At 66.3% G+C, this 23,467-nt stretch carries 16 protein-coding genes; 14 read left to right on the forward strand and 2 right to left on the reverse strand.

What is annotated here, in order from left to right; genetic code table 11:
* The first annotated feature begins 43 nt into the window (after window positions 1-43).
* Window positions 44-1,705: a glycosyltransferase family 39 protein gene (locus H5T74_00880; protein ID MBC7228933.1), complete on the forward strand. Its 1,662-nt coding sequence runs from the start codon at window positions 44-46 to the stop codon at window positions 1,703-1,705.
* 221 nt (window positions 1,706-1,926) lie between these two features.
* Complete coding sequence (locus tag H5T74_00885) at window positions 1,927-3,360, forward strand: CoA-binding protein (GenBank protein ID MBC7228934.1); 1,434 nt, start codon at window positions 1,927-1,929, stop codon at window positions 3,358-3,360.
* A gap of 208 nt (window positions 3,361-3,568) precedes the next feature.
* Here the strand turns inward: H5T74_00885 and H5T74_00890 are convergent, their stop codons facing one another.
* Window positions 3,569-6,352, reverse strand: a complete 2,784-nt coding sequence (locus H5T74_00890) for a VCBS repeat-containing protein (protein ID MBC7228935.1) — start codon at window positions 6,350-6,352, stop codon at window positions 3,569-3,571.
* Between the two features lie 850 nt (window positions 6,353-7,202).
* Between H5T74_00890 and H5T74_00895 the strand changes: the two genes are divergently transcribed.
* The 4 genes from H5T74_00895 to H5T74_00910 all read left to right on the forward strand — a co-directional run bounded on the left by H5T74_00895 (window position 7,203) and on the right by H5T74_00910 (window position 14,386).
* Complete coding sequence (locus H5T74_00895) at window positions 7,203-8,711, forward strand: glycosyltransferase family 2 protein (GenBank protein ID MBC7228936.1); 1,509 nt, start codon at window positions 7,203-7,205, stop codon at window positions 8,709-8,711.
* Between the two features lie 217 nt (window positions 8,712-8,928).
* Window positions 8,929-10,656: a glycosyltransferase gene (locus H5T74_00900; GenBank protein ID MBC7228937.1), complete on the forward strand. Its 1,728-nt coding sequence runs from the start codon at window positions 8,929-8,931 to the stop codon at window positions 10,654-10,656.
* Between the two features lie 320 nt (window positions 10,657-10,976).
* Window positions 10,977-13,067, forward strand: a complete 2,091-nt coding sequence (locus H5T74_00905) for a hypothetical protein (GenBank protein MBC7228938.1) — start codon at window positions 10,977-10,979, stop codon at window positions 13,065-13,067.
* 206 nt (window positions 13,068-13,273) lie between these two features.
* A complete protein-coding gene (locus tag H5T74_00910) occupies window positions 13,274-14,386 on the forward strand; it encodes a glycosyltransferase family 4 protein (GenBank protein ID MBC7228939.1) in 1,113 nt (370 codons plus the stop codon).
* Between the two features lie 118 nt (window positions 14,387-14,504).
* Here the strand turns inward: H5T74_00910 and H5T74_00915 are convergent, their stop codons facing one another.
* Window positions 14,505-15,788 (reverse strand): UDP-glucose/GDP-mannose dehydrogenase family protein, encoded by a 1,284-nt coding sequence (locus H5T74_00915; protein ID MBC7228940.1) that lies wholly within the window; start codon window positions 15,786-15,788, stop codon window positions 14,505-14,507.
* Window positions 15,789-15,985: 197 nt separating this feature from the next.
* Here H5T74_00915 and H5T74_00920 point away from each other — a divergent pair, with 197 nt between their 5' ends.
* The 8 genes from H5T74_00920 to H5T74_00955 all read left to right on the forward strand — a co-directional run bounded on the left by H5T74_00920 (window position 15,986) and on the right by H5T74_00955 (window position 23,467).
* Entirely contained in the window at window positions 15,986-16,663 is a 678-nt protein-coding gene (locus H5T74_00920) for a ribbon-helix-helix protein, CopG family (protein ID MBC7228941.1), read from the forward strand.
* 44 nt (window positions 16,664-16,707) lie between these two features.
* Window positions 16,708-17,106, forward strand: coding sequence for a DUF86 domain-containing protein (locus H5T74_00925; protein MBC7228942.1), 399 nt, complete (start codon window positions 16,708-16,710; stop codon window positions 17,104-17,106).
* 62 nt (window positions 17,107-17,168) lie between these two features.
* Window positions 17,169-17,960, forward strand: a complete 792-nt coding sequence (locus H5T74_00930) for a hypothetical protein (protein ID MBC7228943.1) — start codon at window positions 17,169-17,171, stop codon at window positions 17,958-17,960.
* Window positions 17,961-18,319: 359 nt separating this feature from the next.
* Window positions 18,320-18,733: an EamA family transporter gene (locus H5T74_00935; GenBank protein ID MBC7228944.1), complete on the forward strand. Its 414-nt coding sequence runs from the start codon at window positions 18,320-18,322 to the stop codon at window positions 18,731-18,733.
* 24 nt (window positions 18,734-18,757) lie between these two features.
* The gene (locus H5T74_00940; GenBank protein MBC7228945.1) at window positions 18,758-19,915 is read left to right on the forward strand and encodes a glycosyltransferase family 4 protein; all 1,158 of its coding nucleotides are present in this window, start codon (window positions 18,758-18,760) and stop codon (window positions 19,913-19,915) included.
* Entirely contained in the window at window positions 19,912-20,922 is a 1,011-nt protein-coding gene (locus H5T74_00945) for a glycosyltransferase (protein MBC7228946.1), read from the forward strand. Before H5T74_00940 ends, H5T74_00945 begins: the two co-directional genes overlap by 4 nt.
* 63 nt (window positions 20,923-20,985) lie before the next feature.
* Window positions 20,986-21,858 (forward strand): glycosyltransferase family 2 protein, encoded by an 873-nt coding sequence (locus tag H5T74_00950; GenBank protein ID MBC7228947.1) that lies wholly within the window; start codon window positions 20,986-20,988, stop codon window positions 21,856-21,858.
* Complete coding sequence (locus H5T74_00955; GenBank protein MBC7228948.1) at window positions 21,842-23,467, forward strand: NAD(P)/FAD-dependent oxidoreductase; 1,626 nt, start codon at window positions 21,842-21,844, stop codon at window positions 23,465-23,467. Before H5T74_00950 ends, H5T74_00955 begins: the two co-directional genes overlap by 17 nt.

Genomic DNA, 23,467 nt, shown 5'->3' on the forward strand with positions numbered 1-23,467 from the left:
GACGGGCGCGCCCAGGGAGCCCACCGCGGCGGGGGAAGAGGATATGTATGAGCCGCCCGCGGAAGGTGAAGGGGGAGCGCCGGAACCGCCCGCGGAAAGGGAAGAACCGCCGCCTCTCCGGGGCGCGCTGCTGGCGCGGGTCATGGAGGGAGCCCGCTCCCGCCGCGAGGGCTGGCTGTGGTTCGCGGCGGTGCTGGGGGTCTTCGCCGCGGCCTTGTTGTGGCGCTGGCATTTCGCCTCCCGCGCCAGGGTCTACACCTACGACAGCTATTATTATCTGTTGCTGGCGCGCAACCTCCGCCACGGCCTCTCCTACAGCGTGGCCGGGCACCCGCACTACAAGTACATGCCCTTCTACCCCGTATGTATAGCCGCCTTCGACCTCTTCCTTCCCCTGGAGGCGGCGGGCAAGCTCTCCAACCTGGTCTTCAACGCCGCCTGCGTCTTCCCCATCTACGCCCTGGGGGCGCTGGTCTTGGGGCGCCGCGCGGGGCTGGCGGCTGCGGCCCTCTTTGCCTTCGAGCCCATCAGCAGCGTGTGGGCGGCGGTACCCATGTCCGACGGCCTGCTGGCCCTGCTCACCTGCCTGGCCGCCTACTTCTTCCTCAAGTGGTTCAAACAGGAGGACGGCCGCACGCGCCACCTCTACCTCTCGGCGGCGGCGGCCGGCCTGGCCCTGCTCACGCGCTGGGAGGGAGCGCTCCTCCTCCTGCTCCTGGGCGCCTTCCTGCTCTACGCCTGGGCGAAAAAGAGGCTCAAGTTCGCGAACCTCCTGATCTTCGCGGCCATCGCCCTCGCCCCCATGGCCCTCTTCGCCCTGCGCAACCTGATCACCTTCGGGACGCCGCTCAAGAGCGCCTACCTGGAGGAACTGCGCAACCACCCGGAATGGGCGGAGTACACCACCCCCAAGGCGCGCTTCTTCCACTACCTCATTTTCTCCGACGTTCCTCCCCTGGGGATAACCGTCCGCTACTACAACTACGGGTATCTCCTCTTCGGGTACGCGGGCCTTGCCTTTACCCTCGCCGTGAGACGCTACCGCCGCTACGGGCTCTTCCTCGCCGGCTGGCTCCTGCTCCTGGGACCCACGCATTTCTTCTGGTACTTCTCCAACGTGCGCTTCCTCATCCCCGCCGTGCCCGCCCTGTGCCTGGGGGCGGGGGCGCTCGTCGGCATGCCCTGGGTGAGCGCGCGGCGGGCGCGAGACGGGATCGCCCTCTCCGCGGTGCTGCTGCTGCTGGTGGCGTGCGTGGTGGGGGTCCTGGCGCTCACGGGGCGGCCGGTGGCCAACGACCGCTTCTACAGCAACATCGCCCTCTTGGAGAACGGGGAGGGGGGGCTGGCTACGCTGCAGGCGGTGGAGTGGCTCAAGGAGAACGCCGGCGACGCCGGGGTGGCGTCGCGTATGGCCCCCATGGTCTCCTTCTACCTGGGGCGGGAGGTATATTTCATCGGGGAGTATCAGGGCTTCGAGCCCGCCGACCTGCGCATCGACCACGTGGTGGAGGACGCGCGAGCCCTGGGGGTGCGGTACATCCTGCTCTGGTCCTACGAGCCCGACGTGGAAGGGGTGATGGCCTACAGCGGCCAGGGACCGGAGGTGGCGGAACAGCTCGAGCTGGTGGGCAGGTGGGAGGCCGCGCCCACCACCCAGTGGAACCGCACCGTCTACGCCTGGATCTTCGCGGTACCGCCCGAATAGCCTGCGGCGGCGCGGACGCGCGGTTTTTCCTTTCCCGCCGTCCCCGTTTGAGCGGCGAGGTCGAGGGCGTGGTGAATATCTCCTCGCCTCCGCCATCTCCCATCTCGAGCGGTTGTTGTAGAATAGGTGGGCGTGGAAGCGGCGGACATGAAGCGTGCGGATCCCTTCCGCTCCCGTCCGATCCCGCATAGGCAAGAAAAGAGCGACAGGAGATAGCGGACATGCCCCAACGCAGCAGCCTCGACGTCTTCTTCGCCCCGCGCGGCGTGGCCGTGGTGGGGGCCACCGAAAACCAGCTCAAGGGCGGCTACAGCATCATCGCCAACATGCTCGAGTCCTTCCAGGGAAAGGTCTATCCCGTCAACCCGGGACGGGAGGAGGTGCTGGGTCGGAAGTGCTATCCCTCGGTGCGCGACCTGGCGGGCAAGGTGGACATGGCCATCGTCTTCGTCCCCGCCGCCTCCGTACCCGGGGTGCTTGAGGACTGTGCCGCCGCGGGGGTGAGGGGAGCGGTGCTGGAGTCGGGAGGGTTCGCCGAGGCGGGAGATGAGGGCAGGCGCATCGACGCCGCCTGCCGTGAGATAGCCGACCGCACCGGCCTGCGCCTGTGGGGGCCCAACTGCACCGGCCTGGTGAACACCGACCCCTTCATCTTCACGCCCTTCATGCGCGTGCCCAACGTGCACGAGAGGCTCAAGCCCGGCACCCTGGGGATCATCGCCCAGAGCGGCATGCTCGCCGCGGGGTTCATGCTGCAGTACGTCATCTCGGGGTATTTCACCGTTTCCAAGGCCTGCGCCATCGGCAACAAGATGGACGTGGACGAGGTGGAAGTCCTGCGCTACATGTCCTCCGACCCCAAGACCAGAGCGGTGGTGGCTTACCTGGAGTCCATCGCCGACGGAAGGGACTTCCTGGAGGTGGCGCGGGAGATGGCGGGGCGCAAGCCGCTGGTGGTGCTCAAGGGGGGACGTTGCGAGGAATCGGCCCGCGCCGCGCTCTCCCACACCGCCAGCCTGGCGGGCTCCGACGAGGTGGTGGACGGGGCCCTGCGCCAGGCGGGGGTGATCAGGGTGGAGGATTTCCAGGAGCTCATGAACCTGGGCAAGGCCTTCTCCATCCATCCCGACCCCTTCCGGCTCTCCACGCCAGGCGGCGACTGCGTGGCGGTGATCACGGTCACCGGCGGGGGCGGGGTGGTGCTCACGGACCTCCTGCGCGCCTCGGGCCTCAGGGTGCCGCCGCTGGAGCGGCGCACCCTGGAGTTCCTGCGGAGGGAGGTGTTCCCGGACTGGATGGCGCCCTCCAACCCCGTGGACATCTGGCCGGCCATAGAACAGAGGGGCTTCGCCGCCTTCGGCGATTCCATCAAGGCGGTGCTGGACGACGCGGGCGTGGACGGGGTCATCCTCCTTCCCTTCGCCTCGCGCATGATCGAGTACTTCCCCTTCGAGGAGATCGGCGAGGCGGTGCGCGAGAGCGGCAAGGCCATGGTCTCCTGGATGTTCGGAGACCTGCGCTACTTCGATACCATGGAGGAACGGCTGCGCGATTACGGCATCCCCGTCTATCAGGACCTGCATTCGTGCGTGCTGGCCATGAAGTCGTACCTCTGCTTTTCGCGCAAGGCGAGGGAAAAGGCCGCCGCTGGATAGGAAGCGCCGTCTCGCGCGCCGGGCCGGGGCGAAAACCCGATCATGTCCATGACTCCCAGCGTGCACGTGCCGGGACCGGACGACAACGGGATGACCCGGGCACAGCTCATGGCGCCAGAACCATCATCGGCCCATCGTCCAGGCATCGGACTATGTTGCTCCGCGGACGGCGTGATCGCCTTCCCGATTCGCCGCCGAACCGGCATGGTCAGTCGAGGGGATATCCCTCGGTGTTGTGGCCGCCCGCGATGCGCCCGTTGAAGAGGAAGTATACGGGCCGCTCGGCCATGATGGGGAGGTCGGAGGTAACGCGTATGGATACGTCCCCGTGGGGTCCGTCATGCACGCCGATACCCAGATCGTCCCCGTGCACGGCCACGGTGGCGCGGGAACGCGCCTTCACTGTGAGCTCACGGCGCACGTTTTTCCCGTCGCCGCACAGGTAGTCCAGGGTAACGCGGGCGACAACGTCTCCGGGGTTCTGCAGGCACAGCCAGGTGTGGAACCCCGGCCGCGTGCAGCCCTCGGCGAAGACCCACTTCGTGTGGGGCCGGGGGGATCCCACTACGTTATGGCCACCGGGCCAGGCCCCGTTGTAGTTGAAATACATGGGTCTTTCGGCCACCACCGGCACGTCCGAGGTCACCTTGATGGATACGTCCCCGTGGGGTCCGTCGTGGGCCCCGATGCCCAGGGAATCGCCGTGCACGGCCACGGTGGCGCGGGAACGCGCCTTCACCTTGAGCTCCCGGCGCACGTTTTTCCCGTCGCCGCACAGGTAGTCCAGGGTAACGCGGGCGACAACGTCCCCGGGGTTCTGCAGGCACAGCCAGGTGTGGAACCCCGGCCGCGTGCAGCCCTCGGCGAAAAACCACTCCGGGGAGGGGGCTGAAGCGCCCATGACGTTAGAGCCGCCGTCCCATGACCCGTTGTAGTTGAAATACATGGGTCTTTCGGCCACCACCGGCACGTCCGAGGTCACTTTGATGGACACGTCCCCGTGATCGTTGTCGTGGGCGCCGATCCCCTCCGCGTCGCCGTGCACGGCCACCGTATAACGTGCCCTGGCCCTTACCGTCAACGTCCTGCGCACGTTGGCCCCGTCCCCGCAGAGATAGTCCAGGGTCACGTGGGCCTCCTCCTCCCCCGGGTTCTGCAGCGTGAGCCAGGTGTGGAATCCCGGCCGCGTGCATCCCTCGGCGAAGTACCACTCCGTGCGGGGAGTGTCAACGGCCATGACGTTGTGCCCGCCGGACCAGGTCCCGCTGCCGCCGTCGTAGTCGAAATAGAGCGCGCGTTCCGCGATGAGCCCCTCCTGGTCGCTGATGACGGAGGCGCTGACCTCCTGGCCGTCGATGGTGGTGTTCACGGGCACGGTCATGCGCGAGCGCGGAGGTATGGTGATCACCTTGATCACCGAGAGGCCGCTGGGCAGTATATACCTGATCTGCACCATGATCTCGCGGTCAAGGGGGTTCATAAGCAGGATCCATTGGCTGAATCCCCTGCCGGTGTAACCCTCCGCCATGTAGCACCTGCTCTTGACCTTCTCCGGGGGCCAGATGTCCGGGACCTCCTCGTGGCTGTAGGAGGCGCTGTGCCGGGCGTCCTTGCGGAACATGGGCCAGGCGGCCAGGTCGGACCGGTACGGCCCCGTCTCCCAGCAGAAGAGCTTGCCCGTCTGGCCTTCCGCTCCGGTGGCGATGACCAGCTCCGTCCTGCCGTCGGCGTCGATGTCCCCCACCGCCACGCTGTTGAACATGTTGCCGCCCATGTCCGCGTCCAGCACGTGCTCGCCGTTGGGATCGTAGGCCATGATGGAGAGGCCCTCGGAGATGATCACGTCCATGTCGCCGTCGCCGTCGATGTCCGCGATGGCCGGCGAGCCCATCTTCTGTACCGGCCAGAAGCAGCGCGTCCACTTCACCCGCCCGTCGTGCTCCCAGACGTAGATGTTGCTGTCCAGCGAGCCCAGGGCCACCTCGTAGAAGCCGTCGCCGTCGATGTCCGCCACCGCCGGGGAGCCGAAGTTGTTGTCGCCGGTGTTCACGGGCCAGCCGGGCAGGCTCTCCCCCCGGTAGTTGAAGGCGTAGACGTGTTTGCCGTCGGCATAGGAGAGATAGTTACCGGCGCCCGGATTGGTGTTCTGCCAGAACAACCCCGTGCCCACTACGATGTCGGGGAAGCCGTCGCGGTCGAGGTCGGCGATGGCGGGAGAGGACCAGATCACCTGGGGCAGGCACTTCGGCCAGCCGCTCTTGATGGAGCCGTCTCCCTCGAAGACGTAGAGCAGGCCCCCCCTGGGCCAGGGCCAGTTGTTCCCGCCCCAGCAGTCGGCGCCGATGACCACCTCGTCCCTGCCGTCCAGGTCGATGTCGGCGCAGGCGGGGGAGGACCACACGGTGTCGGCGTTGTAGTACTGCCAGGCCGTCGGCCCCTGGTAATGCCAGGCGGTTATGTAATGGCCCCACGACCCCACCACGATCTCCAGGTCCCCGTCCCCGTCCAGGTCGCCGCAGGAGGGCGAGGAGAAGACCTCCTGGCGTCCGAAGGCGGAGCCCGCGAACTTGGGCCAACCCCACGCCGAGAGCGGTTGGCCGTCTGCGTTCAGGCCGTAGACGTAGCCGCTGTCGCAACCGAAGAAGATCTCCAGCCTGCCGTCCCCGTCGCAGTCCACGGCCATGGGGGTGGACTGGATGGGGGCGCCGGTGTAGAAGTCCCACCTTATCCCGCCTCCGGCGTCCACGCAGTAGAAATGCCCGTTGGAGTTGCCTATGAGGACCTCCCGGCGCCCGTCCCCGTCGATGTCCGCCAGGGTGGGGGAGGAGTGCTTGAACATGCTCCCCATGTCGTGCACCCACTCCAGCCGCCAACCCGGCGGGTAGGTGTAGGCGGCGGCCCGGCGAGCGGGGAGCGCGAGGGCGGCGGACAAAGCCAGGATGATGCCGAAAAGGATCACGGCGACCGGCATCGCGGGGTTACGCTTCCTCAACTCTCTCGTCCTCCTTGCTTCCCTGTTCCAGGTCTTTTCCTCGCACGGACGATATCCCTCCGACATACCCCGGGATCCATCTGTCTTGATCTCTCCCACCCCGTGCTCTTTCGCGCGATACAACAGGCCGCCCTCGTTGATACCGCACCCGGAGATCGGGGGCTTCGTCGATCGACATCCAGACACTCGCCTTCAACATCAACATCAACATCAACAACGCGCGGGGGGCGCGATGATCTCTCCTCCCCCGGTGGCGTTTCCTGAGGGCGCCTCATGCGGTACGGTCATCCGCGAGGCAAGAGCTCACCAGCGGACGGTTTCTTTTTCCGATCCCGAGCGCCGATGTCAACGCAACGCATGGTGCTAGCGCTGCCGGGCATGCGCACCTCTCCACATTCGCTTATAATGTAATTCGACTTCCGGGAGGGCTCACTTGATATCGTAACGGCCCATGGCTCGGGCATGGAGTTGACCTCCATCAACCCACCCGCGTCAGGGGCAGGGAGAGCGGCAGACGCGGGGCGCCCTGCTCCCGCGGGATGGCGGAGGGTGCGCCGGGAGGGATGGTACCTGCGAAAGGGCTCGGATCGCGGGGCGACGGCCCGGGGTTTCCGGGATGCCGGCGTCCGCGGGCGCGGCCTTTCCGGCCTTTCGCGGCATAACCGCGCCCGGAGAGGGAGGTGCCGGGTCGAGTATTTCGCTTCTGGGGAGCGGCATGCTTGAGAGCGCGGAACGCCTCCCGGCCGACGGAGGATGGTTTAAGGTCTGATCGCGGTGGGCAGAAAGTTACGCGGGACGGAGGGGGTCCGGCCGGGTGCGGAAAGGCAGCGCGGGAAAGGAGCGCGAGGGGTTGGAAGGACGCCATGGAGCAGGCCGTGATGAGCGGGCCGCGACGAGGGACGATCGCCCCCTGGTGAGCGTGATCATCGCCAACTACCGGGGCGAGGCGCTCCTGCCGCCCTGCCTGGATTCCCTGCGCGCCCAGGACACCGACCGGCCCTTCGAGGTCATCGTGGTGGACGACGGCTCCGACGACGGGAGCGCCGAGCTGGTGCGCTCGCGATACCCCGAGGCGAGGCTGCTGGTGAACGCGAGGAACGTGGGGCCGGCCGCAGCCAAGAACATCGGCGCGTCTCAGGCAAGGGGCGATTACCTGGCCTTCCTGGATAACGACGTGGAGCTGCACCCCTCCTGGATGCGCTACATGCTCGAGGCCATGGCCTCCGGTGACGAGGCGTTGGGAGCCTGCGCCTCCCACATCATGCTCAACGGTCACTCCCGCGTGCTCAACAGCACGGGGGGGCTGATAAACCTGCTGGGATACGCCTGGGACCGGGGCATATTCAAGGAGGATTCCGGCACCTATGCCCACGCCACCAGGGTTATGTATGCCTGCACGGCGGCGATGATGATAAGTAAAGGGGTGTTCGAGGAGCTGGGCGGCTTCGACCGGCGCTACCGCTACCTTTTCGAGGACGTGGACCTGGGGTGGCGGATGAACATCCGCGGCTACCGGGTGGCCTACGAGCCGCGGGCGGTGGCCAGGCACCTCCTGTCCTCGACCATGGGCAGGCGCCGACTCCGCAACCAGTACCTCTACGAGCGCAACCGCATGCGCGCCATGATCAAAAACATGGAGGCCGATACCCTGAAGTTGATCCGTAGGGAGTTCTTCTTCTGGTTCGGGCAGCGTATGCGCTCGGAGATGGAGAGCGGTCTCACCGCGCGCCAAAAGGTGGCGCTTCCCCTGCGTATGGCCCAGGCGGTGGCATGGAACCTGTTCTGGCTGCCTGACACCCTGCGCCTCAGGAAGGAGACGGCGAGAAATCGCGCGGTGAGCGACCAACAGCTCATCTCCGCGGGCGTGCTCTGCCCCCAGATCGGCGAGCCCCCCGTGGGGGTGGACCCGAGGGGGAACGGAAACGGGGCGGAAGTCATGGCGGGCGAGGTCGAGATAGGCTCCCGGGCGGACATGGCTCGCGTGAGGCCGGGGGCGCTGGGTGAGGGGTGGTACGGCCCGGAGACCGACGCCCGGGGGGTCTCCTTCCGCTGGACCGCGCAGCGGGCGACGGTCTTTCTCCGCGCCGGGAGGCGGACCCGGCATCTCTGTGTGCGCACGGTGATGGCGCACCCGGAAGGGTTGTCCCGCGTGGCGGTGAGGATAGACGGCCGCCAGGTCTCGAACTTCGAGGTCCCCAACGAGTATCACGTACACCGCATACCCCTTCCCCGTCCCGTTGAACCGGGCGTGCGGCAGGTGGAGCTCAGGGTGGAGAACCCCTTCCGTCCGAGGGACGTGCTGCGGGTCGAGGACCACCGCACCCTGGGGATCGCGGTGGCCTACCTGGGCCTGCACTGATCAGGGGGCTGCGCTTTGCCGGCGCGGAACGGGTTTACCGCCCTCCCGTCATGGGATAACCTGTGCAGTTGAAGGAGCGCGGGGCATCCGGCGCAAGGGAGGGGGGACGATGCAGGATGGCCTGGACGCGTGAAGGGGCGCGGGAGAAGGAGGAGGGTCGCGTGGCATGCCCTTGCCTTCCCCGGTGCGCCGATGAGGTCGAGGAGGATCTCACGACATGCGCATACTCCTGGTCACCTACCGCTACGGCAGGGATATCCCCGGCGGGGGCGAGAGGTATCTGAGGGAGCTCATGCTCCGCCTCGCCGCGAGGGGCCATCACGTGGAGGTGTACACCACGCGCTCCCAGCGCATGATCCAGACCCCCTTCAACTATCTGGTATGGGATAACTTCCTTCCCGCGGGGGAGGAGGAGGACGAGGGGGTCAGGGTGCGCCGCTTCGAGGTGAGGAACCCCAGGCCTAGGCGGGCGCGGCGTATCGTCGACTCCATCCTCGCCATGCAGGAGAGGGAAAGGGAAAGCCCCGTGTTCTCCGCGCTCATGGAGGAGGCCGTCGCGGGAACCGAGGAGCACTGCTTCCTCTGCGGGTGGCACGAGCCGGAGAGGTGGGAGGACGGCCCCGCACGCTGGACGCGCCGCTCGGCCATCCTGGTGCTGGGCGGCGAGGACCTGGAGGGGGTGGTGGTCGAGGCCTATCCCTACATGGACACCAACCTGCAGGTGGAGGTCTCGGGCGAGGGGTCCTGGGAGTTCGAGTTGTCCATGGGGCGGACCCGCGAGCTCAGGGTGGCCTTCGGAACACGCCTCTCCGCCGTGGTCAGGTTCACGGTATCGAGGACGGCGCGCCCGGCCGGCGATGTGCGTGAGGTAGGACTTGCGGTGCGCCGGGTCACCGCCCTGGCGGGGGGCCGGGAGTGCGAGCTGGAACTGGAGCGAGGCTGGAGGGAGTTCCTTGACACGGCGCGGGAGTCCGCCCTGGCGAGGGTCCTGTGGGGGGCTGCGGAGCGCAGGCCGCCGCGAGCCTCCAGACATCACCGCTATATCATGGGCCCCCGGTCCCCCCGGCTGGAACGGGAGGTGATGGCCGCGGCCCGGGGCTGCGACGTGGTGCTGGGGGCCATGGTCCCCATGTCCACCCTGGACCTGGCTTGGCGGGCCGCAAGGGCTTACGACAAGCCGTTCGTAGCCTTTCCCCTCTTCCATACCCGCGACCCCAACCATTACTGGGATCATTTCAGGAAAGCCCTGGAGGGCGCGGCGGGGGTGGAGGCGAATTCCGTCGCGGTGGAGGAGCTGATGCGGGAATGGGGACTCTCTTCCTTTGCCGTAGGTCCCGGATATGACCTGGAGGAGTTCGCGTCGCCGCACATAGACGGCCGCCGGTTCCGGGAGCGTTTCGGCTTCGGGAGCCGGCCGCTGCTTCTTTGGGTGGGCAGAAAGAACGAATACAAGGGCTACCGCGCCGCCATGGCCGCCCTCCGCCTGGTGCGCGAAAAAGCGCCCGAGGCGGCGCTGGTGATGATCGGGCCCGATGAGGATAACCTCCCCGTGAGCCAGGACGGCGTGTATTACCTGGGGGCGCAGCCGCGCTCCACGTTGCTGGACGCCTACGACGCCTGCGACGCGCTGCTCTTTCCCTCCCTTCACGAGAGCTTCTGCATGGTCTTCGGGGAGGCCTGGCTGAGGGGGAAGCCGGTGCTGGGGAACGCCTGCTGTGCGGCGGCGCGGGGCATAATCGAACACGGCGTGGACGGCTATCTCTGCAGGGAGGTAGAGGAATACGCGCAGCGTGTTCTCGAGCTCATCGCGGATCCCGCCCTGGCCCGACGCATGGGGGAGAGAGGAAGAGAAAAGATGCTCGCCACGCGGGGATGGGACCTCCTCGTGGAGCGCCTGGAGGAGAAACTGCGCGAGATCGCCGGCGGGGATCGCGAGAGGGTCTGACGCGCCCGCAGGCGGAGTTCTTATGGGCGATAGAGCCGGTCCGCTTGATGGGTGACCGTCACCGCGTATGATCGTCAAAGGCATGAACCCGGGACGGGACGCCTCATGACCGCCCTATGACCGACGCTTTCATGGGAGATACGACCGGTCCGCTTGATGGGGAACCGTCACCGCGTATAATCGTCAAAGGTATGAGCCCGGGACGGGGGCGCCGCGTGACCGCCCGATGACCGCCCGTAAAGAGGGGCGGCCCCGGCGCGTTCTGATTCATGATGGTTGCGAAGAGAGAGCGGAGGGGAAGGAACGGATAAAGGAGGGCCATGAAGGGAACAGGCGCGTTGAAGAGATACCTGTCGGTCTCCGTGACCCTGATCTTGCTGCTTTCCGCCGCGGCGGCGGCGATGGCGGAAAGCGGGGCGGCGAGCGCCGGAGCCGGGGTGCGGGCGGCGAGCGCGGCGGACATGACCATCCTCGGCCTTGATGCCCGCGATTACTCGAGGCGCATGGTTAACCTCGTCCCACTTTCCGAGCGGCAGTGGGTGCGCCATCATAAGGTGGTGGTTAAATGGAGCGATATCCACAGGGCAAAGGACACCTTCGATTTCTCGTATTACGACAGGGAGATCAACGCTCGCCTGGCCGACGGCGCCCAGTCCATCCTCCTTCTACTGCAGGGCCCTACCCCGGGGTGGGCGCGTGACCCTGCCTATGGTAGTTTTTCCCACAATGCCCCGCCGCGCGATTGGGGCGACTGGTATGCATTCTGCTCCCGGGTGGCGGAACGGTACGGCGGGGTGGTGGATTTCTACGAGATATGGAACGAGCCGGGCTGGGACCAGGATGCCTACGCCTACCGTCAGTGGGGGGTTTACCATTTCGGCGGCCAGGTGGAGACGGACTACCTTCCCATGTTGCAGACGGCATATGCCGCCATCAAGGAGAAGGATCCCTCGGGGCAGGTGATGTGCGGGGCATTGATATGCACACTGGACCCGAACCCTAACACGGGTGCCGAACTCACGGTACGCCTCTACGACGAGGTGAACCGGCCAGGCCAGGACGTTTCCATGAAGGTCACCTCCAGCAGGCCCATCGTAGCCGAGCGCCCCATGTACTTCAACTACAAGGGAGCATGGGACGGGGGTCATAATGTCTTGGGCGCCACAGAGGCCAGAAAAGAATGGTACTTCGCCGAGGGCACCACCCGCGAAGGCTTCGAGGAATGGCTGTGCCTGCAGAACCCCAACCCCGTGCCCATCGACGTCACCATGACCTTCATGTTCGGCCCCGGGCAGGGAGACAACCAGCCGATGACCTTCCGCCTCGACCCCACCTCCCGCACCACCTTCAAGGTCAACGACCTGGTGGGCCCGGGGAAGGACGTCTCGGTGAAGATCGTCTCGAGCTCGGACTTCATCGCCGAGCGCCCCATGTACTTCAACTACCAGGGCGTCTGGACGGGCGGGCACGACGTGGTGGGAGCCACCGCGGCGGGAAGGGAGTGGTTCTTCGCCGAGGGCACCACCCGCGACGGCTTCGAGGAATGGCTGTGCCTGCAGAACCCCAACCCCGAACCCATCGACGTCACCATGACCTTCATGTTCGGTCCCGGGCAGGGAGACAACCAGCCGATGACCTTCCGCCTCGACCCCACCTCCCGCACCACCTTCAAGGTCAACGACCTGGTGGGCCCGGGGAAGGACGTCTCGGTGAAGATCGTCTCGAGCTCGGACTTCATCGCCGAGCGCCCCATGTACTTCAACTACCAGGGCGTCTGGACGGGCGGGCACTGCGTGGTGGGCGCCAGGTCCTCCTCGGACACCTGGTATTTCGCCGAGGGCTGCACGGGCTTCTCCATCCAGCAGTACCTGTGTCTCCAGAACCCCCACCCCGAGGCGGTCACTGCCGAGATAACCTTCATGATGACCAAGGGCGAGGTCATCAAGAGAAAAGTGGAGCTGGCGCCCACATCCCGCACAACCTTCGACATAAACATGCTCATCGGCTTCCACGGATCCTCGGACATGCTTGCCATACACCCCTACAAGGATTTCTGGAAATGGGGAGAGCATTACGCATACTTCGCGAGAGAGATGCGTAGCCATAACATCTGGCATGAGGTGGCGGTGACCGAGATCGGCACGCCCCATCACAGCGACAACCAACCCGGGCTGTACAACGAGAGCATGCAGGCGGAAGCCATAGGCTCGGTGGGGGTGGGAGCCCTGTTCGGCGCGGGCTGCAGGAAGATCTGGATCTACCGCGACATCGACGAAGAGCCCGGCACCTCCTGGGACCACGTCTATTACGGGCTTTTCGAGTACACGGGAGAGCCCCATCCGTCGTGGTCCGAATACAAGAGGTGGCAGCAGCAACTGCCGAGTTACCCCAACCTGCCGTCCAGCCTGTAAAGGGGTGCTGGGGGTGCATGGCGCGCCGAGGGTGAGGCGGATGCGATGCAATACCTCTCCCGTGGATTCAGGTTGGCCGGGCACCGGAAACGGAGCCTCGATCGGTGCATTTGAGGAGGGGGTGTCTATGCTTCTCGACGACCGGAGCCGATGCAGCCGTGCAGGGCGTGACATCCGTTCCGGCTGCGGGCGGTGAGGTGAGGCGGGTGCGGGCGGCGATCTTCGTTGACCAGCTCTTCTACCGCCAGCCGGGCGGCATAGGGACCTACCTGCGCCACCTGGTGCCGGGTCTGGCGGGGGCGGCGGATATGGATTCCCTGGTGCTCTTCCACCACGGCCCGGAAGGAGCCCGCGCCTTCCCCGGACTGGACGGGGCGGAGGAGTTGAGGCTCCCGGGACGGCGGGACGTAACGGGGGTCTCCTGGCACGTCCTAGACAGGCCGTGCCTGGAAAAGCTGGTGGGACAGATCGACCTGGCGCACACCCCGTCGCTGGTCTATACGCCCTCGCGCGCTCCCCTGGTGGCCACGATACACGACCTCTGCGTGCTGAAATACCCCTGGGCGTTCCCCGCCCGCTGGCGGGCATTCCACCGGCGCGGCTTGACCTTGATCGTGCGCCGGGCCCGCACCATCCTGGTGGATTCCCTGAGCACCTGTGATGACCTGCGTTCCCTCACCGGGGGGCATGATCCCCGGGTCAGGGTGGTCCCCCTGGGGGTGGACACGCCGCTCGATGCCGGCCCGGGGGAGGTGGAGCGGGTGCTCGAGAAGTATCGCCTGCAGCCCGGCTATATCCTCTTCGTGGGGACCATCGAGCCACGCAAGAACCTCTCGCGACTGGTGCAGGCATACGCAGCCCTTGACGCGGAGGAGAAAAGGGGATGCGGGAAGCTCGTCCTGGTGGGGTCCCCGGGGTGGATGGGCAGGCGCGAGCTCTCGCGCATCCTCTCCCAGGACGGCGTGAGGTGGCTGGGATACCTTTCCCGCGAGGACCTGGAAGCGGTTTACAGGGGAGCGAAGATGTTCGTCTATCCCTCGCTGTACGAAGGGTTCGGCCTCCCCGTCCTGGAGGCCATGGCCAGGGGGCTGCCCGTGGTGACCTCCAACGGCTCTTCCCTGCGCGAGGTAGGCGAGGGGGTGGCGCTCCTGGTGGACCCAGGCGACGTCATGGAGCTGGGCAAGGCCATACGGCGCCTGGCGGGCGACGAGGACATGCGACGGGAGCTTGCCCGCCTGGGCCGGGAGCGCGCGGCCGCGTACCGGTGGGAGCGTACCGTAGAGCTCACCCTGGAGGCCTACCGGGAGACGGCGCGCTGAGGACGGGCGGTCCTTATCATCCCGGCGGAGGGACCCGGAGGCCGCACGGAGAGGGGCTCCAGGCAGTTCCCGGTGTCGACGATTACGGCGTCCCCCTGCGGCCCGTCTCCGCGCCGTCCTAGCGGCCCACGCCCTCGTAGATGAAGCCCAGGCGCCGCACGGAGAGGGGCTCCAGGCAGTTCCGGGTGTCGACGATCTCTCGCCCCTTCATGACCTCGCCAACGCGCCGGAAGTCCTGGAGCTTGAACTCGTCCCAGTCGGTGAGGATGAGGAGCAGGTCGGCTCCTTCCACCGCCTCCAGGGCGCTCCCCGCACAGCGCAGCTCGGGCAGGGCCTGGCGAGCGTTGTCCATGGCCTGGGGGTCGTAGGCGATGACCTCCGCGCCTCCCTCCATGAGCTTGCGGATGATCTCCAGGGCGGGGGAGTCCCTCACGTCGTCGGTGTTGGCCTTGAAGGCCAGTCCCCAGGCGGCGATCCTCCTGCCCTCCAGCCCGCCCAGCCGCCGTTCGACCTTCCTGGCCATGAGCTCCATCTGCTCCCGGTTCACCTGCATGACGCCCTCCAGGAGGTGGAAGCTGTACCCGGAGCGCCGGGCGATGTCGATGAGGGCTTGGCAGTCCTTGGGAAAGCATGAGCCCCCGAAGCCGGGTCCGGAGCGCAGGAACTCGAAGCCTATGCGGCGGTCATAGCCCATGCCCATAGCCACCTCCTTCACGTCGGCGTCCACCGCCTCGCAGATGTTGGCGATGGCGTTGATGAAGGACACCTTGGTGGCCAGGAAGGCGTTGGAGGCGTACTTGATCATCTCCGCGCTGGCGGGGTCGGTGATGAAGAGGGGAGCGTTGAGGGGACGGTAGAGCTCGGCCATGATGCCCGCCGCCCGCTGGCTCTCCGTGCCCACCACGATGCGGTCGGGATGCATGAAGTCCCTCACTGCCGTGCCCTCGCGCAGGAATTCCGGGTTGGAGATGACGTCGAACTCCTCTCCACCCGCCCTCTCCTTTATCACCCTCTCCACCAGGCGGGTGGAACCCACGGGCATGGTGCTCTTGTTGACGATGACCTTGTAGCCGTTGATGGCCTCGGCGATGTCTCTTGCGGCCTCGATGACGTAGGACATGTCCGCGGCGCCGTCCTCGCCCTGGGGCGTGCCCACGGTGATGAAGACGATCTCCGATGTCCCCACCGCCTCGGCGGTGTCGGTGGTGAAGGAGAGGTTGCGTCCCAGGTGCCGCGACAGCAGCTCGGGGAGGCCGACCTCGTAGATGGTGACCTCTCCGCGGTTGAGGCGCGCTATCTTCTCCCCGTCCTTGTCCACGCCGATCACGGAATGTCCCAGGTCGGCGAAGCAGGCCCCGGTTACCAGGCCCACATATCCCGTTCCTATAACGGCTATCTTCATGTCCTCTCCCCGTGATCGTCCTGCCTGCACCCTGCATGAAAGCATAAACCCCGGCGGCCGCCTTTTCAAACCGTCGTTTCAGGGAAACACGGCATCGCAGGGTGTCGGAACAGCAGCGTCCTGATACACATAAAATACATAATTAGTGTGTTGCAGGGATATTGGGGGCGTGTTATCGTCTGATGGGGTGATGAGGAATGGCGGTGCGCATAAATATCACCATGCCCGAGGAGTTCGTCAAAGCGGTGGACGAGTTGGCCAGCGCCGAGCACCGGGGAAGAAGCGAGTTGATAAGGGAGGCGTTGAGGGAGTACATGGCCGGGCGGGCCGGGGCCGTCGCTATCGGCAAACCGCGGGCCGGGAAAAAGGGGGCAAGACCGGCAGCGACCGATAAAGACGGGCCTGTCGCCGGGATTCCCCAACGCCGGAAAGCATCCGAAACGGTTCTCGTGGAGACCCTGCGCGCGTTTTTCGCTTCCCGTGAAGATGTGGCGCTAGCATATCTCTTCGGATCCCGGGCTAAGGGGACCGCGGGAAGGATGAGCGACCTGGACATCGCGGTACTGTTCGAACCGGGAGGCGACCGCGGAAGCATGATGGAGCGACGCCTGGACATCATGTCTCGCCTTGCCGAGCTCCTGGGCGAGGAGAAGGTGGACGTCCTGCTCCTCAACGAAGCGTCTCCGGGATTGCGTTTCGCGGTCATCAAGGACGGAAAGCCCGTTTATGCTCGGGAAGAGGGTTCCCGCATCGCATTTGAGGCGGAGACCTGCATGCGATACCTTGATTTCAGGTGGGTGGAGGAGGATTACGAAGCACATCTAGCCCGGTTCTTTAAGGTCGGAAGCGGTTCGGGGAATAGGGGTGGGAGATGAACCGCAGGCTCATATTCGGCCGTCTGGATCACCTCAGAGGGGTGTTGGATGAGATTTCCAGGATCGAGGTGGGGAGAGCGGAGGACCTGGAAGACCGCGCCAACTTCCAGGCGCGCAGGGCGCTGGAACGCTGCCTTTTTCTGGCAATACAGGACTTGCTGGACGTAGGTTCCCATATCATCGCCGCTCATTCTCTGGGCATGCCGGAGACCTACCAGGATATTATCGATATCCTGGGAAGGGAGGGAATACTCCCCAGGGAGTTCGCAGCACGGATCAGGGGGATGGCGGGTTTTAGAAACATACTCGAACATGAATACGTCAAGCTAGATATGGAAAAGGTCGTTGAATTTGCGGGGCGCAGGTCCGATTTCGAGGAGTTCGCACGCCATGTGGTGGAGTTCCTCGAGAGGTGTGACCCGAAGGGGGAGGGGCCGTGTTGATCGCGACCCGCAATGCGACGCGGGACATGTTATCCACGATCATGGCCGTAAGGCGGATGCCGTTGATCGTGCTGGCCTGCCTGATGTTGGCGCATCTCTTCACCGGATGCGGTAGGGAGGACGCCTCGGAATGGGTCCGCAGGTCCCGCGAGGCGGTGGAGGGCTACGTGGAGGGCGGCGGTTACCTGGCGTTCAGCCAGGAGACCGAGGTGGAGTTCACCACGCCGGAGGGGACCCTGCGCCAGTCCGTAGCCGCGGAGGGGGAGGTGGTATTGCCCCTGCGCGAGAGATACGAGTACCGCGAGACGGCCACCAGCTCACGCAAGCCGGAAGAACGGCAGGAGAACTCCTTCTCCTACCTCACCGTTGACGGGGGGCGCACCGCCTACGTGATGGGGGAGGCGCTCGCCGCCCAGCTCGGGGTTCCCGGATGGATCCATTACACCCCGCCCGAGGGCCAGAACCGCTATTTCGACTATGCCGGCCTCATGCAGCGCCTGCTCTCGCTGGGCGAGGATGCCGTGTGGGTAGGCTGGGAGGAGGTGGAGGGCGTGTTGTGCGCTCGCTTGAGCTACGGCATCAGTGGCCGCGAGCTCATGGAGCTGCGCCTGCAGGAAAACCCGGCCTTGGAGGAGCAGTACGAGGGGATGGACCCCGACGAGGTCCTGGGCGAGATCGCGGTGGAGGTCTGGATCGGCAGGGATGACGCGCTGCCCCGCAGGGTGATGGTGGCACAGTCCTCCTCCCAGGGCGGGATGGATGCCTCCAGCCGCATAGACATGTTCTTCCGCGCCTACGGAGAGAAGCCGCCCCTGCCCATCGAGGCGCCGGCGCTCTTCACGGAGGCGGGCTGACGGTGGTGTCATGCCGGCGCGTGGACCAGCCCGGAAAAAGCGTTCTCAGGAGCGGTCCGCCCTGGAGAGGGGGCGGTGACGCCCCGACCTTCCGGGGCGGGATGTCCGTCTTGGCATGGAGCCCGGGAAGCCGCTTGTGCCGGAGGAGGGTCCGGCCGCGCCCGGGCGTCCACGCCGGGGCGCGAGGCACACCGGGTGAGAAGGCCGTTCAGGCGGGCCGCTGCAACGCATCAGGCTTCTTGATGCTGCCCTGAAGGGGTCGCGGGGTGCTGATATAATACCCCTGTCGCGCCTTTCCGCCCCTCGCCTCCGGAAACGGCGGGGAGGAAAAGGCGGGAGGGGAGGAACAAGAAGGAGGAATGATGGAAGCAGCCGTCAAGCCGGTGTCCTACGCCCTTATCCTGGTGAGCGTGGCCCTCGCCATCAGCGGCCAGATCTGCCTGCGCCGCGGTATGGAGGTGGTCAAGGAAAGGACGGGCATGGAGGCGGGGGACCTCATGAAGAAGCCCCTCACCTTCGTCAGGGAGATCGTCACCACCTGGCTGGTGCTGCTCGGGCTCTTCCTCTTCGTGGCCTCCGCGGGCTTCTGGCTGGTGGTGCTGGCGGACGTCCCCCTGGGGGTCGCCTATCCCTTCGTCAGTCTCACCTACATCGTGGTCCTGCTCTATGACCGGCTCTTCGAGTCCTACCGCATCACCGTCTGGAACTGGCTGGGGGTCGCGGCCATCGTCGCGGGGGTGATCATGATCTCCCTGGGACGCACCTCGGCCTGATGCGGCGGACGGAGGAGGTCTGATATGAGGGTGCTGGTCGACGGCACTCCCTTCCTCATCGAGAAGACCGGCATCGGGCATTACACCGCGAACCTGGTGGATCACCTACGCCGCGTGGCGCCTGACCTGGAGATCGCCCTCTTCGCCCTGTCGCTGCGGGGAGGACACCGCCTGAAACGCCTGCCCGCCATACAGGGGGTGGAATACAGGGGCTACAACCTTCCGGCCAATTTCCTCTACTACACCTGGTGGCCCAGGACCTCGCTCCTTTCCGCGGAGGCCTTGGCGGGGGACTTCGACCTCTTCCACGCCACCAACTACCAGGCGCCGGCGCTGCGCAGGGCGAAGCTGGTCACCACGGTGCACGACATCAACTTCGTGCGTTTCCCCGAGATGCAGAGCAAGGGCATCAGGCGCTTCATCGCCGCCATGCCCCCCCTTCTTGAACGCTCGCGGGCGGTGCTCGCGGACTCCCGCTTCACCGCTGACGAGCTGCGTGAGGTCTACGATATGCCGGAGGAGAGGATACGGGTGGTCTATCCCGGCCTCAACCCGGTATTCTCGCGCGAGCCAGACCCGGGGGAGGTGGAGACGGCCCTGCGCGCCCACCGCCTGGAGCCTCCCTACCTCGCCTACATCGGGAATCTCCACCCGCGCAAGAACCTGGCCACCCTGGTGGAGGCCTTCGCGCGCCTGCGGGAGCGGGGCCTCGGCCACCGCTTGGCGGTCATCGGGGGCGGGGGCCTGGGGAAGCTCAACAACACCGAGTACCGCAAGCTGGCCTTCCGGGTGCGGGACCTGGGGCTCGAGGGGGCGGTGGTCTTCACGGGCTACGTGCCCGACGAGCGTCTGGCATGCCTGCTGTGCCGGGCGGAGATGCTGGTGTTCCCCTCCATCTACGAGGGTTTCGGTCTGCCTCCTCTGGAGGCCATGGCCTGCGGCGTGCCGGTGATCACCTCCCGGCGTTCCTCCCTGCCCGAGGTGGTGGGGGAGGCGGCACTGTTGCTGGAGGACCCCCTGGACGCGGAGGAGATCGCCGCTTGCGTGGAGAGGCTGCTCTCCGACGGCGAGCTGCGCTCCCGCCTGGTGCGGGAGGGCCGCAGGAGGGCGGCCGCGTTCACCTGGGAAAAGGCGGCCAGGGAAGTGGCGGCCATATACTCTGAGGTGGTGGAGGCGGATTGAGCGCCGAGGGGGTCAGCCTGGTGGCCACGGTGCTCGACGAGGCCGACAGCCTCGGCGAATGGTGGACGAGCATCGCGGGACAGACCCTCCCTCCCGACGAGGTGGTGGTGGTGGACGGAGGCTCGCGCGACGGCACCCCGGAGCTTCTGCGCGAGCTGGCCGCGCGGGCCCCCTTTCCGGTGCGCGTGGAGGTACGCGAGGGCTGGAACATCGCCCGGGGCAGGAACGAGGCCGTGCGCCTGGCCGCGCACGGCATCATCGCCGTCACCGACGCGGGATGCGTGCTGGCCCCCGACTGGCTGGAGAGGATCACCGCCCCCCTGCGCGGAGACGCCGGTATCGACCTTGTGGCGGGGTTCTACCAGCCCCTGACGCGCAACCGGTTCGAGGAGCTCTCGGCCTGCGCCACCCTGCCCCTGCCCTGGGAGGTGCGGGAGAAGCGCTTCATGCCCTCATCGCGCTCCCTCGCCTTCCGCCGCCGCGTATGGGAGGTGGCGGGAGGGTACCCGGTGTGGTTGGAGATCGGCGAGGACATGTATTTCAACCATGCCTGGAAGAGGGCGGGTGTCGCGTACAGGCTGGAGAAGGGCGCCCTGGTCTACTGGCGCATGCGCGGGGGCCTCCGCGCGCTGCTGCGGCAGTATTACCGCTATGCCAGGGGGGACGGGGAGGCGGGGATGTACCCCCGGCGTCACCTGCTGCGCTTTGCCGCCTACGGCTGGCTGATCTTCGCTCTCTGCAGCGCGCGGGGCAGGCGCCACCTCCCCGCCACCGCGGGGGCGGGGGCGCTCTACGCGGGGAGGCGCTGGCTGCGCATCCCCTTCTACCTGCAGGGAAGGCCTGCGTGGGAGCAGGCGGCGGCCGTGCCCGCCGTGGCCCTGCTCATGCTGGGAATAGACGCGGCCAAGATGTGCGGTTACCTGGCCGGCCTGTTCCGGGCATGGCGGGGAGGGGAGAAAAGTCGACTGGCACAGGGCCGGGTCTGCCGGGCTCAAGGCCGGCGGTGACGGGATCGGGCGCAGCCGGCGTGCGCCTTCGGCGTAGGTCCAGAAGATGCGAGAGGTGAGGCATTGCACAGGCTGACCCTGGTGATCGTGAACTACAACACCGCGGAGGACCTCCGCGCCTGCCTCTCATCCGCGCGCGAGCACCTCCCGGAGGCGGAGGTGGTGGTGGTGGACAACGGCTCCCGCGACGGGAGCGTGGAGATGGTGCGGGAGGGGTTCCCCTGGGTCCGCCTGGTGGAGAACCCCGGCAATCCCGGTTACGCCTCCGCCTGCAACCGAGGCCTGCGCGCCGCCGCCAGGCCCTACGTCTTCATCCTCAACAGCGACGTGGTGTTCGTGACGGGCGGGGTGGAGGAGGTCCTCGACTATCTGGACGAACACCCCGGGGTGGCGGCCCTCGGCCCCCTGGTCCTCAACGCCGACGGCAGCTTCCAGATGTCCTGCCGGCGCTTTCCCGGCATGCTGGAGAACGCCGTGCACGGCCTGCTGGGGGAGCTGTGGCCCGACAACCCCCTTACCAGGTCCTACCAGATGAAGGACCTGAGGAGGGACGAGCCCTGCGAGGTGGACTGGGTGTCCGGGGCGGCCATGCTGCTGCGCCGGGAGGCGGCGGAAGAGGTGGGCGGCTTCGACGAGTCCTACTTCATGTACGTGGAGGACGTGGACATCTGCTGGCGCCTCCGCGAGGCGGGGCACCGCGTGGTCTTCCACCCCGGCTTTCGCCTCGTGCACCACATCGGGAAGAGCAGTTCCCAGCAGTCCACGCGCATGCTCTACCACCACCACCGCAGCATGTTCATCTTCTTCCGCAAGCGCTACCGGGGGTGGAGGGGTTGGCTGCTCCTGCCGCTGGTGCTGGCGGGCCTGGCGGCCAGGTTCGCGCTGAGCCTGGCCCTCCAGAGGGTGCGCGCCTGGAGGGATGTACGACGTGCATGAGAAGAAGGGAAGTACGGCCATCATCATAGGAGCGGGGCCGGCCGGCCTCACCGCCGCCTATGAGTTCCTGGACCGTACGGACATCAAGCCGCTGGTCCTCGAGGCCTCGGACGCGGTGGGGGGGATATCGCGTACAGTTGAGCACAGGGGAAACCGCATGGATATCGGCGGTCACCGCTTCTTCTCCAAGTCTGACCGGGTGATGGGATGGTGGCTGAACCTCTTTCCCCTCCAGGGGGCCCCGGCCCGGGACGGCATGCCTGGTCCGGGCGTGGAGCTGCCTCGTCAAGCATGGAGGCGTGGGCTGGGCGAGAGGGAGGCGCGACAGGTGACGGCCCCCGACCCGGAGACCGAGGACGAGGTCATGCTGGTGAGGGAGCGCCTCTCACGCATACTCTTCGAGGGCAAGCTCTACGAATATCCCGTGCGCCTGAACGCAACCACCCTTGCCAACCTCGGGCTCGTGCGAACGCTCAAGGTGGGGGGGAGCTACGCGCGGGCCAGGCTCTTCCCGGTCAGGGAAGAGAGGTCCCTGGAGGACTTCCTCATCAACCGCTTCGGGCGCGAGCTCTACCGCACCTTCTTCAAGGACTATACCGAGAAGGTATGGGGGATGCCCTGCTCCGAGATCGATCCCTCCTGGGGGGCGCAGCGGATCAAGGGGCTTTCGGCGGCGAAGGCAGTGGCGCATGCCCTGAGGAGCGCCTTCGTAAGGGACCGCTCGGTGGCACAGAAGGACGTCGAGACCAGCCTCATCGAGCGCTTCATGTACCCTAAATACGGGCCCGGTCAGCTCTGGGAGAAGGTCGGGGGTCTGGTGGAGGAACACGGAGGTGAGGTCCGCCTGGCGGAGCGAGTGGTGACTTTGGAGAGCGAGCCCGGCAGGATAACTACGGCGTTGGCCGAGGACGTGCGCGGTGCCGTGAAGAGATACGAGGGGGACTACTTTCTCTCCACCATGCCGGTGAGCGAACTTGTGGTTGCGCTGGGTGAGAAGGTGCCGGCCGAGGTCAGGGAGGTGGCGGAAGGCCTGGAATATAGGAACTTCGTCACCGTCGGCTTGCTGCTGCGTAGGCTGCGCCTGCGGGGCTCGGGGAGAGGTAAGGCAGGAGACGGCCTGGAGCGGGACAACTGGATCTACGTACAGGAGAGACACCTCAGAGTGAGCCGCCTGCAGATCTTCAACAACTGGAGTCCCTACCTGGTGGCCGATCCGGAGACGGTCTGGGTGGGCATGGAATACATCTGCGGGGAGGGCGACGATATATGGGCAAGGTCCGAGAGAGAGATGCTGGAACTGGCTGTGGCGGAGATGAAAGAGATAGCCTTCCTGGAGGAGGGGGACGTGTTGGACGGAGTGGTGGTCAGGATGGCCAAGGTGTACCCGGCATACTTCGGGACCTACCGCCGCTTCCAGGTGGTGAGGGAATACCTGGACCGCTTCGAAAACCTCTTCCTGTTGGGCAGGAACGGCATGCACCGCTACAACAACCAGGACCACTCCATGCTAACCGCCATGGTGGCGGTGGACGGCATCGCTCGCGGCGTGACCGACAAGCACGACATCTGGTCCGTGAACGTTGAGGAAGAATACCTCGAGGAGAGATAG

Source organism: Actinomycetota bacterium (assembly GCA_014360645.1).
Classification (GTDB): Bacteria; Actinomycetota; Geothermincolia; order Geothermincolales; family RBG-13-55-18; genus Solincola_B.